The 14,553-nt window shown below is 67.0% G+C and carries 15 protein-coding genes; 9 read left to right on the top strand and 6 right to left on the bottom strand.

The features are described from left to right. Positions 1–461 (bottom strand): class II aldolase/adducin family protein (locus HG262_RS29460; RefSeq protein ID WP_211187830.1); only part of this gene is annotated, 461 nt, incomplete at its 3' end. After that, entirely contained in the window at positions 458–1,321 is an 864-nt protein-coding gene (locus HG262_RS29465) for a VOC family protein (RefSeq protein ID WP_169274373.1), read from the bottom strand. The genes HG262_RS29465 and HG262_RS29460, both read right to left, overlap by 4 nt. Positions 1,322–1,471: 150 nt before the next feature. Between HG262_RS29465 and HG262_RS29470 the strand changes: the two genes are divergently transcribed. Then, the gene (locus tag HG262_RS29470) at positions 1,472–2,185 is read left to right on the top strand and encodes an FCD domain-containing protein (protein ID WP_169274374.1); all 714 of its coding nucleotides are present in this window, start codon (positions 1,472–1,474) and stop codon (positions 2,183–2,185) included. Positions 2,186–2,582: 397 nt separating this feature from the next. Next, positions 2,583–4,469 (top strand): ABC transporter ATP-binding protein, encoded by a 1,887-nt coding sequence (locus HG262_RS29475; protein ID WP_169274375.1) that lies wholly within the window; start codon positions 2,583–2,585, stop codon positions 4,467–4,469. 97 nt (positions 4,470–4,566) lie between these two features. Here HG262_RS29475 and HG262_RS29480 read toward each other — a convergent pair whose 3' ends face one another. Then, positions 4,567–5,199 (bottom strand): LysE family translocator, encoded by a 633-nt coding sequence (locus HG262_RS29480; RefSeq protein WP_169274376.1) that lies wholly within the window; start codon positions 5,197–5,199, stop codon positions 4,567–4,569. A 133-nt stretch (positions 5,200–5,332) separates the two neighbouring features. Here HG262_RS29480 and HG262_RS29485 point away from each other — a divergent pair, with 133 nt between their 5' ends. Further along, a complete protein-coding gene (locus HG262_RS29485) occupies positions 5,333–5,815 on the top strand; it encodes an Lrp/AsnC family transcriptional regulator (protein WP_169274377.1) in 483 nt (160 codons plus the stop codon). An 11-nt stretch (positions 5,816–5,826) separates the two neighbouring features. Here the strand turns inward: HG262_RS29485 and HG262_RS29490 are convergent, their stop codons facing one another. Beyond that, a complete protein-coding gene (locus tag HG262_RS29490) occupies positions 5,827–6,501 on the bottom strand; it encodes a DJ-1/PfpI family protein (protein ID WP_169274378.1) in 675 nt (224 codons plus the stop codon). Between the two features lie 66 nt (positions 6,502–6,567). Between HG262_RS29490 and HG262_RS29495 the strand changes: the two genes are divergently transcribed. Together HG262_RS29495 and HG262_RS29500 are read left to right on the top strand one after the other, a co-directional pair. Further along, a complete protein-coding gene (locus HG262_RS29495) occupies positions 6,568–7,485 on the top strand; it encodes an AraC family transcriptional regulator (RefSeq protein WP_169274379.1) in 918 nt (305 codons plus the stop codon). 1 nt (position 7,486) lies between these two features. Then, entirely contained in the window at positions 7,487–7,867 is a 381-nt protein-coding gene (locus HG262_RS29500) for a hypothetical protein (RefSeq protein ID WP_169274380.1), read from the top strand. Here HG262_RS29500 and HG262_RS29505 read toward each other — a convergent pair. Both HG262_RS29505 and HG262_RS29510 read right to left on the bottom strand, forming a co-directional pair. After that, complete coding sequence (locus HG262_RS29505) at positions 7,864–8,586, bottom strand: SDR family oxidoreductase (RefSeq protein WP_169274381.1); 723 nt, start codon at positions 8,584–8,586, stop codon at positions 7,864–7,866. The genes HG262_RS29500 and HG262_RS29505 overlap by 4 nt on opposite strands. Then, positions 8,583–9,578, bottom strand: a complete 996-nt coding sequence (locus HG262_RS29510; protein WP_169274382.1) for a tripartite tricarboxylate transporter substrate binding protein — start codon at positions 9,576–9,578, stop codon at positions 8,583–8,585. The genes HG262_RS29505 and HG262_RS29510 overlap by 4 nt, the downstream gene beginning before the upstream one ends. Positions 9,579–9,697: 119 nt before the next feature. Between HG262_RS29510 and HG262_RS29515 the strand changes: the two genes are divergently transcribed. The 4 genes from HG262_RS29515 (at position 9,698) to HG262_RS29530 (ending at position 14,535) form a co-directional block, all read left to right on the top strand. Further along, entirely contained in the window at positions 9,698–10,738 is a 1,041-nt protein-coding gene (locus HG262_RS29515) for a cyclase family protein (protein WP_169274383.1), read from the top strand. A gap of 3 nt (positions 10,739–10,741) precedes the next feature. After that, positions 10,742–12,358, top strand: coding sequence for an AMP-binding protein (locus HG262_RS29520; protein WP_211187831.1), 1,617 nt, complete (start codon positions 10,742–10,744; stop codon positions 12,356–12,358). A gap of 2 nt (positions 12,359–12,360) precedes the next feature. Next, positions 12,361–13,104 (top strand): GntR family transcriptional regulator, encoded by a 744-nt coding sequence (locus HG262_RS29525; protein ID WP_169274384.1) that lies wholly within the window; start codon positions 12,361–12,363, stop codon positions 13,102–13,104. A 246-nt stretch (positions 13,105–13,350) separates the two neighbouring features. Continuing rightward, positions 13,351–14,535, top strand: coding sequence for an ABC transporter substrate-binding protein (locus HG262_RS29530; RefSeq protein ID WP_248293530.1), 1,185 nt, complete (start codon positions 13,351–13,353; stop codon positions 14,533–14,535). The last annotated feature ends 18 nt before the right edge of the window (positions 14,536–14,553 follow it).

The following is a 14,553-nucleotide window of genomic DNA, read 5'->3' on the forward strand; positions in this document are numbered from 1 at the left end:
ATCGCGCGGGCGGCGCCGAGCGTCTCGGCCACGCCGCGCGCCTGCGCATCGCCGCGCACCAGTTGCGGGTCGTCCCACAACGGCACGGCGGGCGAGAAATAGGAACCCATGCCGTGGCGCGGCGCGGGCGTGACGCGCGCCGAAGACAAGGTCATGACCGTGGGCGGCATGGAACGCACCACGCCCCCCACATCGGGGCGCAGCCGATAGATATGCTGATGGATGCGCACTTCGCCCAGCACGCCGTCCGGCAAGTCACCATGCACCGGCACCACCGTGCCCGCCTCGCCCGGCGCGATCAGGCCCATGGGGCGGGCCGCGCACACCAGGAAATGGTCGGCATCCAGCCGGCTGCTGCAATGCCCGTAGGCGTGGACCAGATTGGCCCGGGCCAGCGCGCGCGCGGCGACGCGCACCAGCGCCTCCTGCCCGCCGCTGGCGTCCTTGCGGGCTGCGCTCATGTCTTGAACTCCGGGATATCGGGCTTGGCGCCCCACATGCAGAACGACGACGGCACGGCCGGGAAGCTGCGCGGCCGGTGGGTCTTTTCCTCTTCGGCGCTGATCAGCCTGACGCCCGTGGAGTATTCGTAGATCATCCCGTCCGGGCCGTCGAAATACAGGAACATCGCGCCCGAGGTCGGATGCCGGCCCGGGCCGAAACGGATCGGCACGTTCCATTCGCGCAGTTGATACCAGGCGCGCATGATGTCGTCGATGCTTTCGACCTGATGGTTGATGTGCTGCACGCCCGGATACGAGGACGGGAACAGCGCGATCTTGTGGTGGACTTCATCGATGCGCAGCAACGGGGCCTCGCCGATGCGGTCGCTGACCCGGGCAGACAGCAGGCCCGTCCAGAAGGCCTCGTCGCGCCGTGGGTCCAGCGTGCGCAGGCCGATATGCGAGAAGCCCGTCACACCGGCATCGCGGCCGGGAAAGTAGCGCCGGCCGCTGTGCTGCGGCGCCAGCACCAGTTCGATGCGATTGCCGGACGGGTCGGTGAATTGCAGGAAATCGCGCACGTAGCGCTGCTCGGCATCCTCGCGCCGCCCGGCCGCGACTTGGTAGCCGCTGCGCTCCAGCACGGCGCCGGCGCGCTCCAGTTCTTCGGGTGAATCCACTTCGAACGCGGCGGTGTGGTCGCGCGGATCGCCTTCGAAATAGCAGAGGGTGTGGTCGCGGGAGTCGGACTTGAAATACGCCGCCCCGTGTTCCTTGCGGGCAAGCTCCAATCCCAGCACCGCGGTCGCATAGCGCACCGCGGCGTCCAGATCACGGGTGCCCAGCCGGACGTACCGGATGTCGTGTAGCCGTATCACTGCTTGTCTCCAGGTGCGCCTGCCGCCGGCATCGTGCCGGGGGAATTTTTCCGCTGAAGTGGCGGCGCTTTTTTCTACGATAGGCAGCGTAAATCTCGAAGTCAACAATTTTTATCGAGATTTTTTTGGCGTAGTGCTACAGTGCTCTTCATGTCAGACGGAACCCCGCTCCCCTCGCTTGCCCACACTGCCTCGGCCAACACGCTGGTGGGCACGGCCTACGTCAACCTGCGGCGCGACATCATCCAGGGCAAGCATCCGCCCGGTTCGCGCCTGCGCGTCGAACACCTGAAAGACGATTACGGCGTGGGCGCGGGCACGCTGCGCGAAGCGCTCGCGCTGCTGGTGTCGGACGCCCTGGTCATCGCGCAGGGGCAGCGCGGCTTTCGCGTCACGCCCATATCCCTGGAAGACTTCCGCGACATCACCGAAAACCGCGTGCTGCTGGAAACCGAAGCGTTGCGCCAGTCGATCGCCGTGGGTGACGACACCTGGGAAAGCGCGGTGCTGGGCGCCTTCCACCGGTTGAGCAAAGCGGAACAGCGCCTGGCCGCGGACCCGGAAGCGCGCTTCGAAGAATGGGAGCAGCGCAACCGCGAATTCCACCGCGAATTGATCAGCGCCTGTCCGTCGCGCTGGATGCATCACTTCCTGGGCATCCTGTATCAGCAGGCCGAGCGCTACCGCCGCCTGACCGTCACGCGCAAGCCCATCGCGCGAGACTTGCAGGATGAGCACCAGGGCATCCTGGACGCCACGCTGGCGCGCGACGCCGACCGCGCCTGTGCGCTGCTTGCCGCGCACATCCGCCTGACCTACGACGCGGTCGCCCAATTGCCCGCGGACTTGTTCACGTCGGCGTGATGGCGGGCGGCGTCCTGGCCCAAGGCCGGCGCCCGAGTTGAAAAAAACCCACACTCGACGCGCCGCACGCCCTGCTCCCGTTGATTCGCCTACATCACTTCTATAGAATCAGCAATACGGGCCTTTGCCCATTTCCTTTTTTCGTCCACTCAAATCACCGACAGGGAGGCTGCATGATGACTCACCCCATGCCCAACGCCGTCCCGCGCGTGTCCCCGCGACGCCATTAAGTCGTCGCCCGCGCGGAGCCATCGCTAGACCGTTACCTAGCGACTGGTCCTCCGTGCCCGCTCCAAACTCCTGAACGCAGTCGCCGGTGCCCTTGGCATCCGGCTTGTTATCCCCCTCTTTCCTCACAAGGACATCCTGGCGTGTCTTGTGCCGCCAGGCCATTGTTATGGCTAGAAAAAAAATAGACTTTCGAGGACAGGCCTTTAAGGATGTCCTGGGCTTTACCTTCCGCCACTGGGGCCTGCAACCCGGGCGCACGCTTGTCATCGTGCTGCTGGCGTTGCTGTCGGCCGTCGCCGACATTCTGACCCCGATGTACGCGGGCCGGCTGGTCGACGCCGTGGCCTCGGGCTCGACCGGCGACGACCTGGCCTGGAGCGCCGCCATCACGGCCTTCTGGCTGCTGGTGGCACTGGGCGTGGGCGGCACCCTGCTGCGCCAGGCCGTGTTTCAGAACATCATCACCTTCACCCTGAAGATGATGAACGGCATCGTGTCCAACGCCTTCTACCGCGTACAGCGCTTTTCAACCGACTGGCATGCCAACAGCTTCGCCGGCTCGACGGTGCGCAAGATCACGCGCGGCATGTGGGCGGTGGACATCCTGAACGACACGCTGCTGGTCGCGCTGCTGCCGTCCGTCGTGATGCTGGTGGGCGCCACGGCCTTGCTAGGCGCGCACTGGCCGCTGATGGGGCTGGTGGTGGGCCTGGGTTCGGTGCTGTACATCGCCGTCACCGCGGCGCTGTCGCTGGGCTTCGTGGCGCCCGCCGCGCGTCTGGGCAATGCCTGGGACACGCGCATGGGCGGCGCGTTGGCGGATGCCGTCAGCTGCAACGCGGTCGTCAAGGCCTTCGGCGCGGAAACGCGCGAGGAAGTCCGGCTGGACCGCGTGGTCAACAAGTGGCGCAACCGCACGCGCCGCACCTGGGTGCGCGCCACGCTGAACGGCGGTATCCAGGGCGCGATGCTGGTGATCATGCAAGCGGCCATCCTGGGCGCGTCGCTACTGCTGTGGTCGCGCAACCAGGCGACGGTGGGCGACATCACGTTCACCCTGACGATGTTCTTCGTGCTGCAAGGCTATCTGCGCGACGTGGGCATGCACATCCGCAACCTGCAGCGCTCGGTCAACGACATGGAAGAACTGGTGGCGATGGAACGCCAGCCTCTCGGCGTAGCCGACCGCCCCGGCGCAGGCACGATCCAGATCACTGCGGGCGAAATCCGCTTCGAGGACGTGACGTTCCGCTATGGCTCGCACAACACTGCGCTGTACGACAAATTCTCCGCGCGCATCGCGCCGGGCGAACGCGTCGGGCTGGTGGGCCATTCGGGCTCGGGCAAGACCACGTTCATCAAGCTGATCCAGCGCCTGTACGACGTGAACGGCGGCCGCATCACGATCGACGGGCAGGACATCGCCCAGGTGAAGCAGGCGTCCCTGCGCAGCCAGATCGCCATCGTGCAGCAGGATCCGGTGCTGTTCCACCGCACGCTGGCGGAGAACATCGCATACGCGCGGCCCGGCGCCACCCAGGCCGAGATCGAGCAGGCGGCCAGGCTGGCCAGCGCGCATGACTTCATCATGTCGCTGCCCAAGGGGTACGACACGCTGGTGGGCGAACGCGGCGTGAAGCTGTCGGGCGGCGAACGCCAGCGCGTGGCGATCGCGCGGGCGTTCCTGGCGGACTCACCCATCCTGATCCTGGACGAGGCCACCTCCAGCCTGGACAGCGAAAGCGAAGTGCTGATCCAGCAAGCCATGGACCGGCTGATGGAAGGCCGCACCACCCTGGTGGTGGCGCACCGCCTGTCGACCGTGCGCGCGCTGGACCGCCTGCTGGTCATGGACCATGGCCGCATCATCGAGGAAGGCAGCCACGATGCGCTGATCCGTTTGAAGGGCGGTCTGTACCGACGCCTGTTCGAGCGCCAGGCCCTGGAGCTGACCAAGGGAATGACCGCGGCGGAACTGTTGCAGGACGGCGCCACGCCGCCCCCCGCCAAGGAGGAAGACGTGGACGAAGACGCCTACGCCTTCGGCAAGTAAGCGGCTTGGCCGCTTAACAGGAAAGGGCCTGCCGCGGCGACGCGTCAGGCCCTTTTTCCATCCGGCTTTATCTGTCGCGGCAAGCCCGGCCGCCGTTTCAGGCCGGGCGTTGCGCGAACGTCAGCCGCAGGCCGAAGCCGATCAACGCCGTGCCGAAGACCACGCTCTGCACTTTCTGCGCGCGCGGACTGGCCGACATCCACCGCCCCACCGCGCCGCCCGCCAGCGCGCAGACGATGTCGAACGCCAACCCGAGGCCGACCAGGATGACGCCCAACACCGCGAACTGCTGGCCGATCGGTCCATGGGCCGGCGACACGAACTGCGGCAGCAGCACCGAACAGAACAGCAAGGCTTTGGGGTTGAGCACATTGGTCAGCACGCCGGCAAGCACCGCCCCGCCCAGGCCGGCGCCGCGCGGCGGCGTCTGGCCGGAGGCATCCAGCACCAGCGGCCCGGCGCGCAGCAGCCGCACGCCCAGCCACATCAGGTAGACGCCGCCCACCGTGCGGGCGGCGTCGAATGCCCACGGGTGCGTCTTGAACAGGGCCGCCAGGCCCAACGCCGCCAGCGTCACATGGGCGGCGCGCGCGATGGCCAGCCCGGCGGCCACCGCCAACGCCTGTCCGCGGCCGCGCAACACGCCGGTTTCCAGCAGCAGGATCATGTCCGGCCCGGGCACCACATAGACAATCAACAAGGCCCCAAGAAACACCACCATATCCGCCATCACCGCGCTCTCCCACGCATTCGTTCAGGCGATCATTCTAGGAAAATCGGGCTGGCATGTGCTTGCGATTCATGCCAATACCGCTACGATGATTGGCATACCCCACTTCCTTATCCATTCTTTTATTAAATCCATGCCAAAACATGAACTAGACGCCTATGACCGGCGCATTCTCGAAGCATTGCAACAGAACGGCCGCCTGACCAATGTGGAGCTTGCCGAGCAGATCGGCCTGTCGCCCTCGCCGTGCCTGCGCCGCGTGCGCATGCTGGAGGAAGCTGGGGTGATCCTGGGCTACGAGGCCCGGCTGGCGCCGGACGAAGTGGGCCTGGGATTGACCGTGTTCGTCGGCGTCAAGGTGGAACGCCACCACGAACGCGACGCCGAACAGTTCCGCAAGGAAGTCAGCGCGCTGCCGGAAGTGATCGCCGCGCATCTGGTGTCCGGCGAGTCAGACTTCCTGCTGCAGGTGGTGGTGCCGGACCTGCGCGGCTACGAGCGCTTCCTGCTGGGCACGCTGCTGAAGCTGCCGGGCGTGAAGGACATCCGCAGCAATTTCGCCATCCAGACGGTCAAACCCCAAAGCCCGCTGCCGCTGGATCACCTGGGCAAGTAGCCCGGCGCCGGCTACGGCATGGCCGCCGCAGCCCGCTCCACCGCCGCGCGCCGCCGCTCGAAACGCGCCTGCGACATTTCCAGGTAGCGTTCGACCACCGCCGGCTCGGACGTCTTGGGCGTGCCGCCCGGGAACGGCGGCTTGGGGTCGTATTCGATCTGCAACTGGATCAGCTTGGCGACGTCGTCGCCACATAGCGCCGCCACCACTTTCAGCCCCATGTCGATGCCCGACGTCACGCCGCCCGCGGTATAGACATTGCCGTCCACGCACAGGCGCTCTTCACTGGGCGTGGCGCCAAAGCGCGACAGCAGCTCGCGCGCCCGCCAATGGCTGGACGCCCGCTTGCCGCGCAACAGCCCGGCCGCCCCCAGCAGCAGCGATCCCGTGCAAATACCGAACAGATATTGCGCGTCTTGCCCCTGCTTGCGCGTGAATGCCACCCAATCCGGGTCAACAATGGCATCATCCGTGCCCGGCCCGCCGGGCACAACCAGCAGATCGCAGGGCGGCGCGGACGCCAGCGTCTGAGTGGGCACGAATTGCAATCCGCGATCGCACCGTACCGGATCGCGCGTTTTTGCGACAAAATCCACGGTAAAGCCCGGCGCGTTCGCCAAGACCTCATAGGGACCGGTCATATCCAGTTGGGTCAGCCCTTCGAACAAGAGAAAATTCACATGCATGACGATGCTCCCTCAAGAACGCCAACGCCCAGCATAGGCGGACGCGCCCGCGCCGTTGCGCCACAAATGGCGGAAAACGCGCCACAACGCGTGCTGTTTGTGCTGTTCGACGGCTTCCAGCCGCTGGACCTGGCGGGCCCTTGGCAGGCATTCAGTTCGGCCAACGAAGAGGCGGGAAAGGCGCTGTACCAGTTGAACACGATCGCCGCCGAACGCGTCGTCAGCACCTGGGAGCAAGGGCTGCGCATGCAGGTGGACGGCACCTTCGAAGAAGACGGCGATGCACCGGTCGACATGCTGCTGGTGCCGGGGGGCCCCGGCGTCGACCGCGCCAGCGCGCACGCGGAAACCCGCGCCTGGCTGCGCCGCCGGGACGCCGGCGCCGCGCGCACGTGCAGTGTTTGTACCGGTGCGTTCGTCCTGGCCGCGGCGGACCTGCTCAACGGCCTGGCCGTCACCACGCACTGGCGCTCGGCGGACCGGCTGCGCCAGATGTACCCCGCCCTGCGCGTGCAGGACGACCGCATCTTCATCGAAAGCGGCAAGTACTGGACCTCTGCCGGCGTCACCGCAGGCATCGATCTGGCGCTGGCCCTGATCGAACGCGACCATGGCGCGATGCTGTCGCAGCAGGTGGCGCGCCGGCTGGTCGTCTTCATGCGGCGCGACGGCGACCAGCGCCAATACAGCCAAAGCCTGCGCCTGCAGGACCGCGTGGCCGCGCCGTTCCGCGACCTGGTCGAAAAGATCGAAGCGCACTTGTCGGCGCGCTGGTCGGTGGACGACATGGCGGACGCCTGCCATATGTCGCGCCGTACATTCCAGCGCAAATTCGCGGCGCACTTCGGCGTAGCGCCCACCGAAGTGCTGCGACGCCTGCGCGAAGAACGCGCCAGCGCGCTGCAAAGCGTCGGCAAGATGCCGCGCAAGGCGGTCGAACGGCATGTCGGTCCCTTGCACGACCGGCCGGAGCCGCTGGCCTGACATGCCGCTTACCGACAGCCCCTGCCCGCGTTGCGGCCATCCCCAAGCCACGCGCACGCAGGGCATGAGCCTGATCGCGGAATGCGCGCATTGCGGCTGGATGGTGGCGACGACCAATCCCGGCCACCCTTTCCATGACCGCACGCCCTACACGGTGCGCGCGCGCCCCCAAGGCATCACGCGGGCCACGGCCATCGCCCGGCTGTCGGCAACGTTGGGCACCGGCGTCCCCGCCGCGCGCGCCATGCTCGACCAGGATCTGCCCGTGGCCGAAAACGTCTACGCCCTTGATGTAATCCGGCTGCACAAGCTGCTCTGGCCGCAAGGCCTGTCGCTGCAGGTCTCGCCGGAATTCACCTGGGAACTGGACGACAGCCTTTAGCCGGCCAGTCCCACGGACATCCCGCCGCACACGTACAGCAACTGCCCCGTGATGAATCCCGCGCGGCGGTCCAGGAACATGGCGACGCTGTGCGCCACTTCTTCCGGCCGCCCCACACGGCCCACGGGGATGGACGCTTCCAGCGCCAACGTCTTGGGTTGGCCCGGCGGATTCGACTGGTTGAACAATTCAGTCGCGATCGGCCCTGGTGACACCGTGTTCACAGTAATGCCGTCAGCGGCCAGCTCCAGCGCCCAGGTGCGCGTCATGCCGGCCAGGCCGGCCTTGGACGCCCCGTAGACCGTCCGACCGCCCTTGCCCAGCGCGGCCCGGCTGCCGATGTTGACCACGCGCCCATAGCCCGCCTGGCGCATGCCCGGCAACAGCGCCTGCAACAGCAGCACCGGGGCGGTGACGTTCAAAGCCAGGGTGCGCAGCAGGTCTTCTTCGGACACGTCCTCGATGTTGGCGACCTGGATCATCCCTGCGTTGTTGACCAGATGCAGGACGGGCCGCTCGGCGGCCAGTTCGCGCGCCGCCTCGCGGGTGGCGGCCGCATCACCCAGGTCGACCGAACGGAAGGTTTCGCCGGGCAGCGCCTCGTCGGGCGGCCGGCGGCTGAAATTGACGACCTGATAGCCGTCTTCGATCAGCCGCGCCACGATGGCGCGGCCGATGCCCCGGCTGCCGCCGGTGACCAGTGCGATAGGGGTATTCATTGCGCGGTGATTCCCTTGTCTTTGATGAGGCCGCCCCATTTCTTGCGCTCATCGCGCTCGAAAGCGGCCAGGTCGTCTCCGAAAAGCGTACCGGGTTTGGCTCCCATGGTGGCGAAATTGGTGGCGAGGGCCTGGCTTTGCAAGCCGCTGCGCGCGGCATCGATCAATTGCTTGACCACGGGGGCCGGCGTGTTGCGCGGCGCGTACAGGGCGAACCACGCCGTGACGTCGAAACCAGGCAAGCCGGATTCGGCAACCGTGGGCAGGTTCGGCACCGACGGATCGCGCTGGCCGGAAGTGACCGCCACGCCGCGCACCAGATTGCCGTCCTTGATCTGCGCCAATGCGCCCGGCAGGTTGTCGAACAGCAGGTCCACCTGGCCGCCGGCCACGGCCGGCAAGGACGCGGACGTGCCCTTGAACGGCACGTGCAGCATCGTCACCCCCGCCATCGACTCGAAGTACGCGCCCGTCAGATGGACCGATGAACCGATGCCGGGCGAAGCGTACGTCAGCTTCTTGTCCGGCGATTGCTTGGCCGCCTTGATGACGTCGGCCACCGTCTTGTAGGGCGACTTGGCGCTGACGGCGATCACATTGGGCGTCGTGGACACCAGCGCGATCGGCACCAGGTCGCGTTCGGGATCGAACGCCATGTTGCTGTAGAGGAACTGGTTGATGGTCTGCGTGCCGATGGTGCCCAGGCCCAGCGTGTAGCCATCCGCCTTGGCGCGCGCCACGTAGGCCATGCCGATGTTGCCGCCCGCGCCCGGCTTGTTTTCCACCAGCACGGTCTGCTTCAAGCCCGGTTGCAACGCATTGGCGATGGCGCGGCCGAAGATGTCCGCGCCGCCGCCCGGCGGATACGGCACGACGACGGTGACGGGGTGTTCGGGATAGCCGGCGGCCTGGGCCGCGGGCAGCGCCGAAGCCACCAGGGCGGCGGCGGTCAGCCAGCGCCGCGCGGCGCGCGGGTGCACGTAATGCGTCATGGATTTGTCTCCTATCGAACCCGCTGATTGCGGATTTCTTCTTGATGCTTGGGATATTCAAAGTACGTAAATACGTACTATAGTTATAAAAACATAGAAAACGGACAGGAGACAAGCAAATGAAACGCTGGACGCAACGTCCCGAGGGATCCACCTGGGGCGACTTCGGGCCGGACGACGAACTGGGCCGGCTGAACCTGCTGACGGAAGAAAAAGTGCTGCAGGGGGTGCGCGAAGTGCGCGCGGGCAAGGTGTTCTGTCTGTCGCTGCCGCTGGACCTGCCCGGCGGCAACGTGCTGAATCCGCGCCGCCATGCGCCCACGCTCAAGCCCACGTTCCGCGAAGGCACGCCCTACCTGAATTTTGCGATGTCGCAGGTGCAGCCCGAGGCGGTCGACGTGCTATCGGATGACCAGGTCACGCTGTCCATGCAGTACTCCACGCAGTGGGACGGCCTGTGCCACGTGGGCGCTCTCTTCGACATCCAGGGCGACGGCCAGGCCCGCCGCGTCTATTACAACGGCTACGCCGCCGGCGTCGACGTGTTCGGCGGCGCCGATCCCGACACGTCGGGCGACGCCTGCTGCCCGCCAGGCGGCTCGTACGCCCGCAAGCTCAGCGTCAGCCGCTATGCCGAAAAAGGCATGCAAGGACGCGGTGTGCTGGTGGACCTGGCGCGCGCGTTCGGCCCCGGCCGCACGCTGGTGGGCCACGAGCAATTGCAGACCGCGATGCGCGACCAGAGCGTGGTCGTGGAGCCGGGCGACATGCTGGTGCTGCGCACGGGTTTCGCCGAAAGCCTCGTCGCCATGAACGGCCAGCCCGATCCGCACGCGCTGGAACAGACCGGCGCCGTGCTGGACGGCGCCGACCCCGCGCTGCTGGACTGGATCACCGCCAGCGGCGTGGCCGCCCTCTGCGCGGACAACTACGCGGTGGAGTCCTATCCGGCGCGCACGTCCGGCCCCGGCCATTCGATCCTGCCGCTGCATCACCATTGCCTGTTCAAGCTGGGCGTGCCGCTGGCGGAACTCTGGTATCTGAAGGACCTGGCCGATTGGCTGCATGCGCAGGGCCGCAACCGCTTCCTGCTCACCGCCCCGCCCTTGCGCATGCCCGGCGCCGTGGGTTCTCCCGTGACGCCGATCGCCACGGTGTAGCCCATGAACATGCCGTATTCGACATTCTCCAGCCATCTGGACGCGCTGGCGGCGCGGCGCCCGGACGCCCCCCTGCTGATCGACTCGGACCAGCGGATCAGCGCCGCGCAGTTGCGCGCGCAGAGCCGGGCGCTGGCCGCGGGGCTTGCCCGCATCGGCGTGCGGCCCGGCCACCGCGTAGCCATCTGGCTGCCCAACTGCGCGGCCTGGGTGGAATCCTTCCTGGCCTCGGCGCACCTCGGCGCCCTGGTGCTGGCCGTCAACACGCGCTTCCGGGCCTTGGAAGTGGCCGACATCCTGGGCCGCGGACAAGCGGACTGGCTGGTGTTCTGGCCGGGCTTCAAGGGCATCGACTTCCAGGGCATTCTTGACGGCGTCGACCCAGGCCAACTGATGCGCCTGCAAGGCGTGGTGGCGCTGACTCAGGCCGATCAACCCGCCCCTGCCGCCATCGCGGGCAAGCCGGCCCACCGCTATGCGGACCTGCTGGCCACGGACGCCGCGCCGCCCACCGCGCACGGCAATGCGGGCGTGCTGTGCTTCACCACCTCGGGCACCACGTCCAAACCCAAATTCGTCCTGCATGACCAGCAGACCTTGCTGCGCCACGGCGCGGCGGTGGCGCAAGCCTTCGGCTACGGCGACGGCAGCTGCGTGCTGGCCAGCGCGCCGTTTTGCGGCGCATTCGGTTTTGCGACGCTTGTGGGCGGCCTGGCGCAAGGCGTGCCTGTTGTCTGCGCACCGGTGTTCAATGCCGCGGAGTCGGCCGATGCCGTCGCCCGCTATGCCGTCACCCATACGTACGCCAACAACGAGGCGCTGGTAGGCATGATGCAGGCCGCCCCGCCGGGCGCCTTCGCCTCGGCGCGCCTGTTCGGTTTCGCCAGTTTCACGCCCGCGCTGGACAACATGCTGGACCTGGCCGGCCAGGCCGGCGTGCCGCTGACCGGCCTGTATGGGTCCAGCGAGCTGATCGCGCTGGTGGCGGGCCAGCCGCGCGATCCGGCCGAAGGCGATGTCTCGGCGCGGCACCAACCCGGCGGCACGCTGGTCTACCCCGAGGCCCGCGTGCGCGCCCGCGACCCCGAATCCGGGCAAGTGTTGCCCCACGGCCAGTCCGGCGAAATCGAGATCCTGTCGCCCAGCCTGATGCAGGGTTATCTGGACAACCCCGAGGCCACGCGCAACGCCGTCACGGACGACGGCTATTTCAAGACGGGCGACCTGGGCTACACGCTGACACCGCGCCAGTTTGTGTTCCAGACGCGAATGGGCGATTCCCTGCGGCTGTCCGGCTTCCTGGTGAACCCGGTTGAAATCGAGCAAGTGGTCGAAACCCTGCCCGGCGTGCGCGCTTGCCAGGTGGTGGGCGCCACGCGCCACGGCAAGACCGTGCCCTACGCGTTCGTGCTGCTGCAGGAAGGCGCCACGGCCGATCCCGAGGGCTGGACGGCCGCCTGCAAAGCCGCGATGGCCGGCTTCAAGGCGCCGGCGGGCTTCACCGTGCTGGACGCCTTCCCCTCGGTCGAAAGCGCCAACTCGGTCAAGATCCAGAAGCACCGGCTGCGCGACATGGCGGAGGCTATGCTCTCGGATCCTTCACCGCCGCCCGCCCCCTGAACATGTCCGCCCGCAAGCTTTTCTCGCACAGCCCCCAGCCGCTTTACCTGCAAGCGGCGGCGCTGTTCCGCAGCCATATCCAGAACCGCACCTGGCGGCCGGGCCAACAGATCCCGCCGCTGGAGTCGCTAATGGAAACCTATGGCATCTCGCGGGCGACCATCCGCCAGGCGTTCGGCCTGCTGGAGCAGGACGGGCTGATCCGGCGCTCGCGCGGGTCGGGCACGTTCGTCAACGCCGAACTGCCCGAAACGCCCACGCTGCTGATCCCCAAGACCTGGGCCGAAACCGTGGAGCTGAGCAATCAGCTGGGCACGGTGTCGCTGGTGGAATCCAGCGCCGACTCGCCGCTGCCCGACACGCTGGGCATGCCCTGCGGCGCGGACCGCAGCGGCAGCTTCCAGTACCTGCGGCGCGTGCACACCACCGATGCGGGCCCCTTTTGCTATAGCGAGGTCTTCCTGGAGAGCGGCCTGTTCCGCAAGCACCGCGCCCGCATCCAGAAAAGCACCGTCGCGCCGGTGCTGGACCAGTTCTACGGCGCCCGCATCACCGAAGCGCGCCAGGTGCTCAACGTGATCGAAGCCGGCCAGGAGTCTGCGGAATCGCTGCAGATTCCCGTGTCGTCGCCGGTCGCCGAGCTGCGACGCTACGCCTGCATCGATGGCCGCGTGGTGTATTTCGCGCGGCTGGAGTTCCCTTTCCGCAAGGTGCGGATGGAATTCGATCTGCTGACCCAGCGCTGATTCCCAACCCCGACTTGCCCCGACAACCCAAGGAGCCCATCCCCGACCACCCCCCCGTTTCGCGGCCCGACCCATACAGAGCGCGGCATCCACGCCCATCAAGCGCCAGCAGGTTCCAGACAGATCCGGCACAAGAGGAGACAAACCATGGCTTACGCCAACACGCCCCGGATTTCAAAGCATTGCCGCAGCACGCTTACCCGCTTGTTCACCACCACCGCCCTGGCGGCAGGCATCGCCGCGGCCATGGCGGCCCCGGCCGCCGCCCAACCGGCGGCCCAACCCGCCGCAATCTCTGACGACATCGTCCGCCTGGGCCTGATCCTGGACATGAGCGGCGTCTACGCCGACGTGACCGGCAAGGGCAGCGCCACGGCCGCCGAAATGGCGATCGCCGACTTCGGCGGCACGGTGCTGGGCAAGAAGATCGACATGATGGTGGTGGACCACCAGAACAAGGCCGACATCGCCGCCGCCAAGGCGCGCGAATGGTACGACACCCAGAAGGTGGACGCGATCATGGACGTGGCGGGCTCGGCCCCCGCGCTGGCCGTGCTGGAAGTGGCCCGCGAAAAAAAGAAGATCGTCGTCTTCAGCGGCCCCGGCACCGAACGCATCACCAACGACCTGTGCTCGCCCTATTCCGTGCACTACACCTACGACACCTGGTCGCTGGCTAACACCACCGCGCGCGCCACCGTCGAGAAAGGCGGCAAGACCTGGTACTTCCTGACGGCGGATTACGCCTTCGGCCACACCCTGCAGGCCTCCGCCACCGAAGTCGTCAAAGCCAACGGCGGCACGGTACTGGGCGCCTCTCGCCATCCGCTGGGGTCCAGCGATTTCGCGTCCTACCTGCTGCAGGCCCAGGCCAGCCGCGCCCAGATCGTCGGACTGGCGAACGCGGGCGGCGACACGGTGAACGCCATCAAGGCGGCCAGCGAATTCGGCCTGACCAAAGGCGGCCAGAAAATGGCGGGATTGCTCTTGTACATCAACGACATCCACGCGATCGGCCTGGAAGCCGCCGCCGGCCTGACCCTGACCGAAGCCTTCTACTGGGACATGAACGACCAAACCCGCGCCTGGTCGCAGCGCTACTACGACAAGCTCAAGAAGATGCCCAACATGAGCCAGGCGGGCACGTATTCGTCGGTGATGCATTACCTGAAGGCCGTGCAGGCCGCCGGCACCGACGAGCCCGTCGCCGTGATGAAGCAGATGAAGTCCCTGCCCATCAACGACTTCTTCGCCACCAATGGCCGCATCCGCGAGGACGGCCGCATGGTGCACGACATGTACCTGTTTGAAGTCAAGCAGCCGTCTGAATCCAAACGGCCGTGGGACTACTACAAGCTGGTGGCGACGCTGCCGGGCGATCAGGCGTTCATGCCCTTGTCGAAGTCGACCTGCCCGCTGGTGAAAAAGTAGCCGGCAGTTGCCCGCTTA

Source organism: Achromobacter sp. Bel (assembly GCF_012928505.1).
In the GTDB taxonomy this organism is placed as follows: domain Bacteria; phylum Pseudomonadota; class Gammaproteobacteria; order Burkholderiales; family Burkholderiaceae_B; genus Achromobacter.

What these genes read in the sequence shown, in the direction of transcription:
- HG262_RS29470 (WP_169274374.1), top strand. Translation starts at nt 1,472, where the DNA reads ATGTCAGACGGAACCCCGCTCCCCTCGCTTGCCCACACTGCCTCGGCC.
- HG262_RS29475 (WP_169274375.1), top strand. Translation starts at nt 2,583, where the DNA reads ATGGCTAGAAAAAAAATAGACTTTCGAGGACAGGCCTTTAAGGATGTC.
- HG262_RS29480 (WP_169274376.1), bottom strand. Translation starts at nt 5,199, where the DNA reads ATGGCGGATATGGTGGTGTTTCTTGGGGCCTTGTTGATTGTCTATGTG.
- HG262_RS29485 (WP_169274377.1), top strand. Translation starts at nt 5,333, where the DNA reads ATGCCAAAACATGAACTAGACGCCTATGACCGGCGCATTCTCGAAGCA.
- HG262_RS29490 (WP_169274378.1), bottom strand. Translation starts at nt 6,501, where the DNA reads ATGCATGTGAATTTTCTCTTGTTCGAAGGGCTGACCCAACTGGATATG.
- HG262_RS29495 (WP_169274379.1), top strand. Translation starts at nt 6,568, where the DNA reads ATGGCGGAAAACGCGCCACAACGCGTGCTGTTTGTGCTGTTCGACGGC.
- HG262_RS29500 (WP_169274380.1), top strand. Translation starts at nt 7,487, where the DNA reads ATGCCGCTTACCGACAGCCCCTGCCCGCGTTGCGGCCATCCCCAAGCC.
- HG262_RS29505 (WP_169274381.1), bottom strand. Translation starts at nt 8,586, where the DNA reads ATGAATACCCCTATCGCACTGGTCACCGGCGGCAGCCGGGGCATCGGC.
- HG262_RS29510 (WP_169274382.1), bottom strand. Translation starts at nt 9,578, where the DNA reads ATGACGCATTACGTGCACCCGCGCGCCGCGCGGCGCTGGCTGACCGCC.
- HG262_RS29515 (WP_169274383.1), top strand. Translation starts at nt 9,698, where the DNA reads ATGAAACGCTGGACGCAACGTCCCGAGGGATCCACCTGGGGCGACTTC.
- HG262_RS29520 (WP_211187831.1), top strand. Translation starts at nt 10,742, where the DNA reads ATGAACATGCCGTATTCGACATTCTCCAGCCATCTGGACGCGCTGGCG.
- HG262_RS29525 (WP_169274384.1), top strand. Translation starts at nt 12,361, where the DNA reads ATGTCCGCCCGCAAGCTTTTCTCGCACAGCCCCCAGCCGCTTTACCTG.
- HG262_RS29530 (WP_248293530.1), top strand. Translation starts at nt 13,351, where the DNA reads ATGGCGGCCCCGGCCGCCGCCCAACCGGCGGCCCAACCCGCCGCAATC.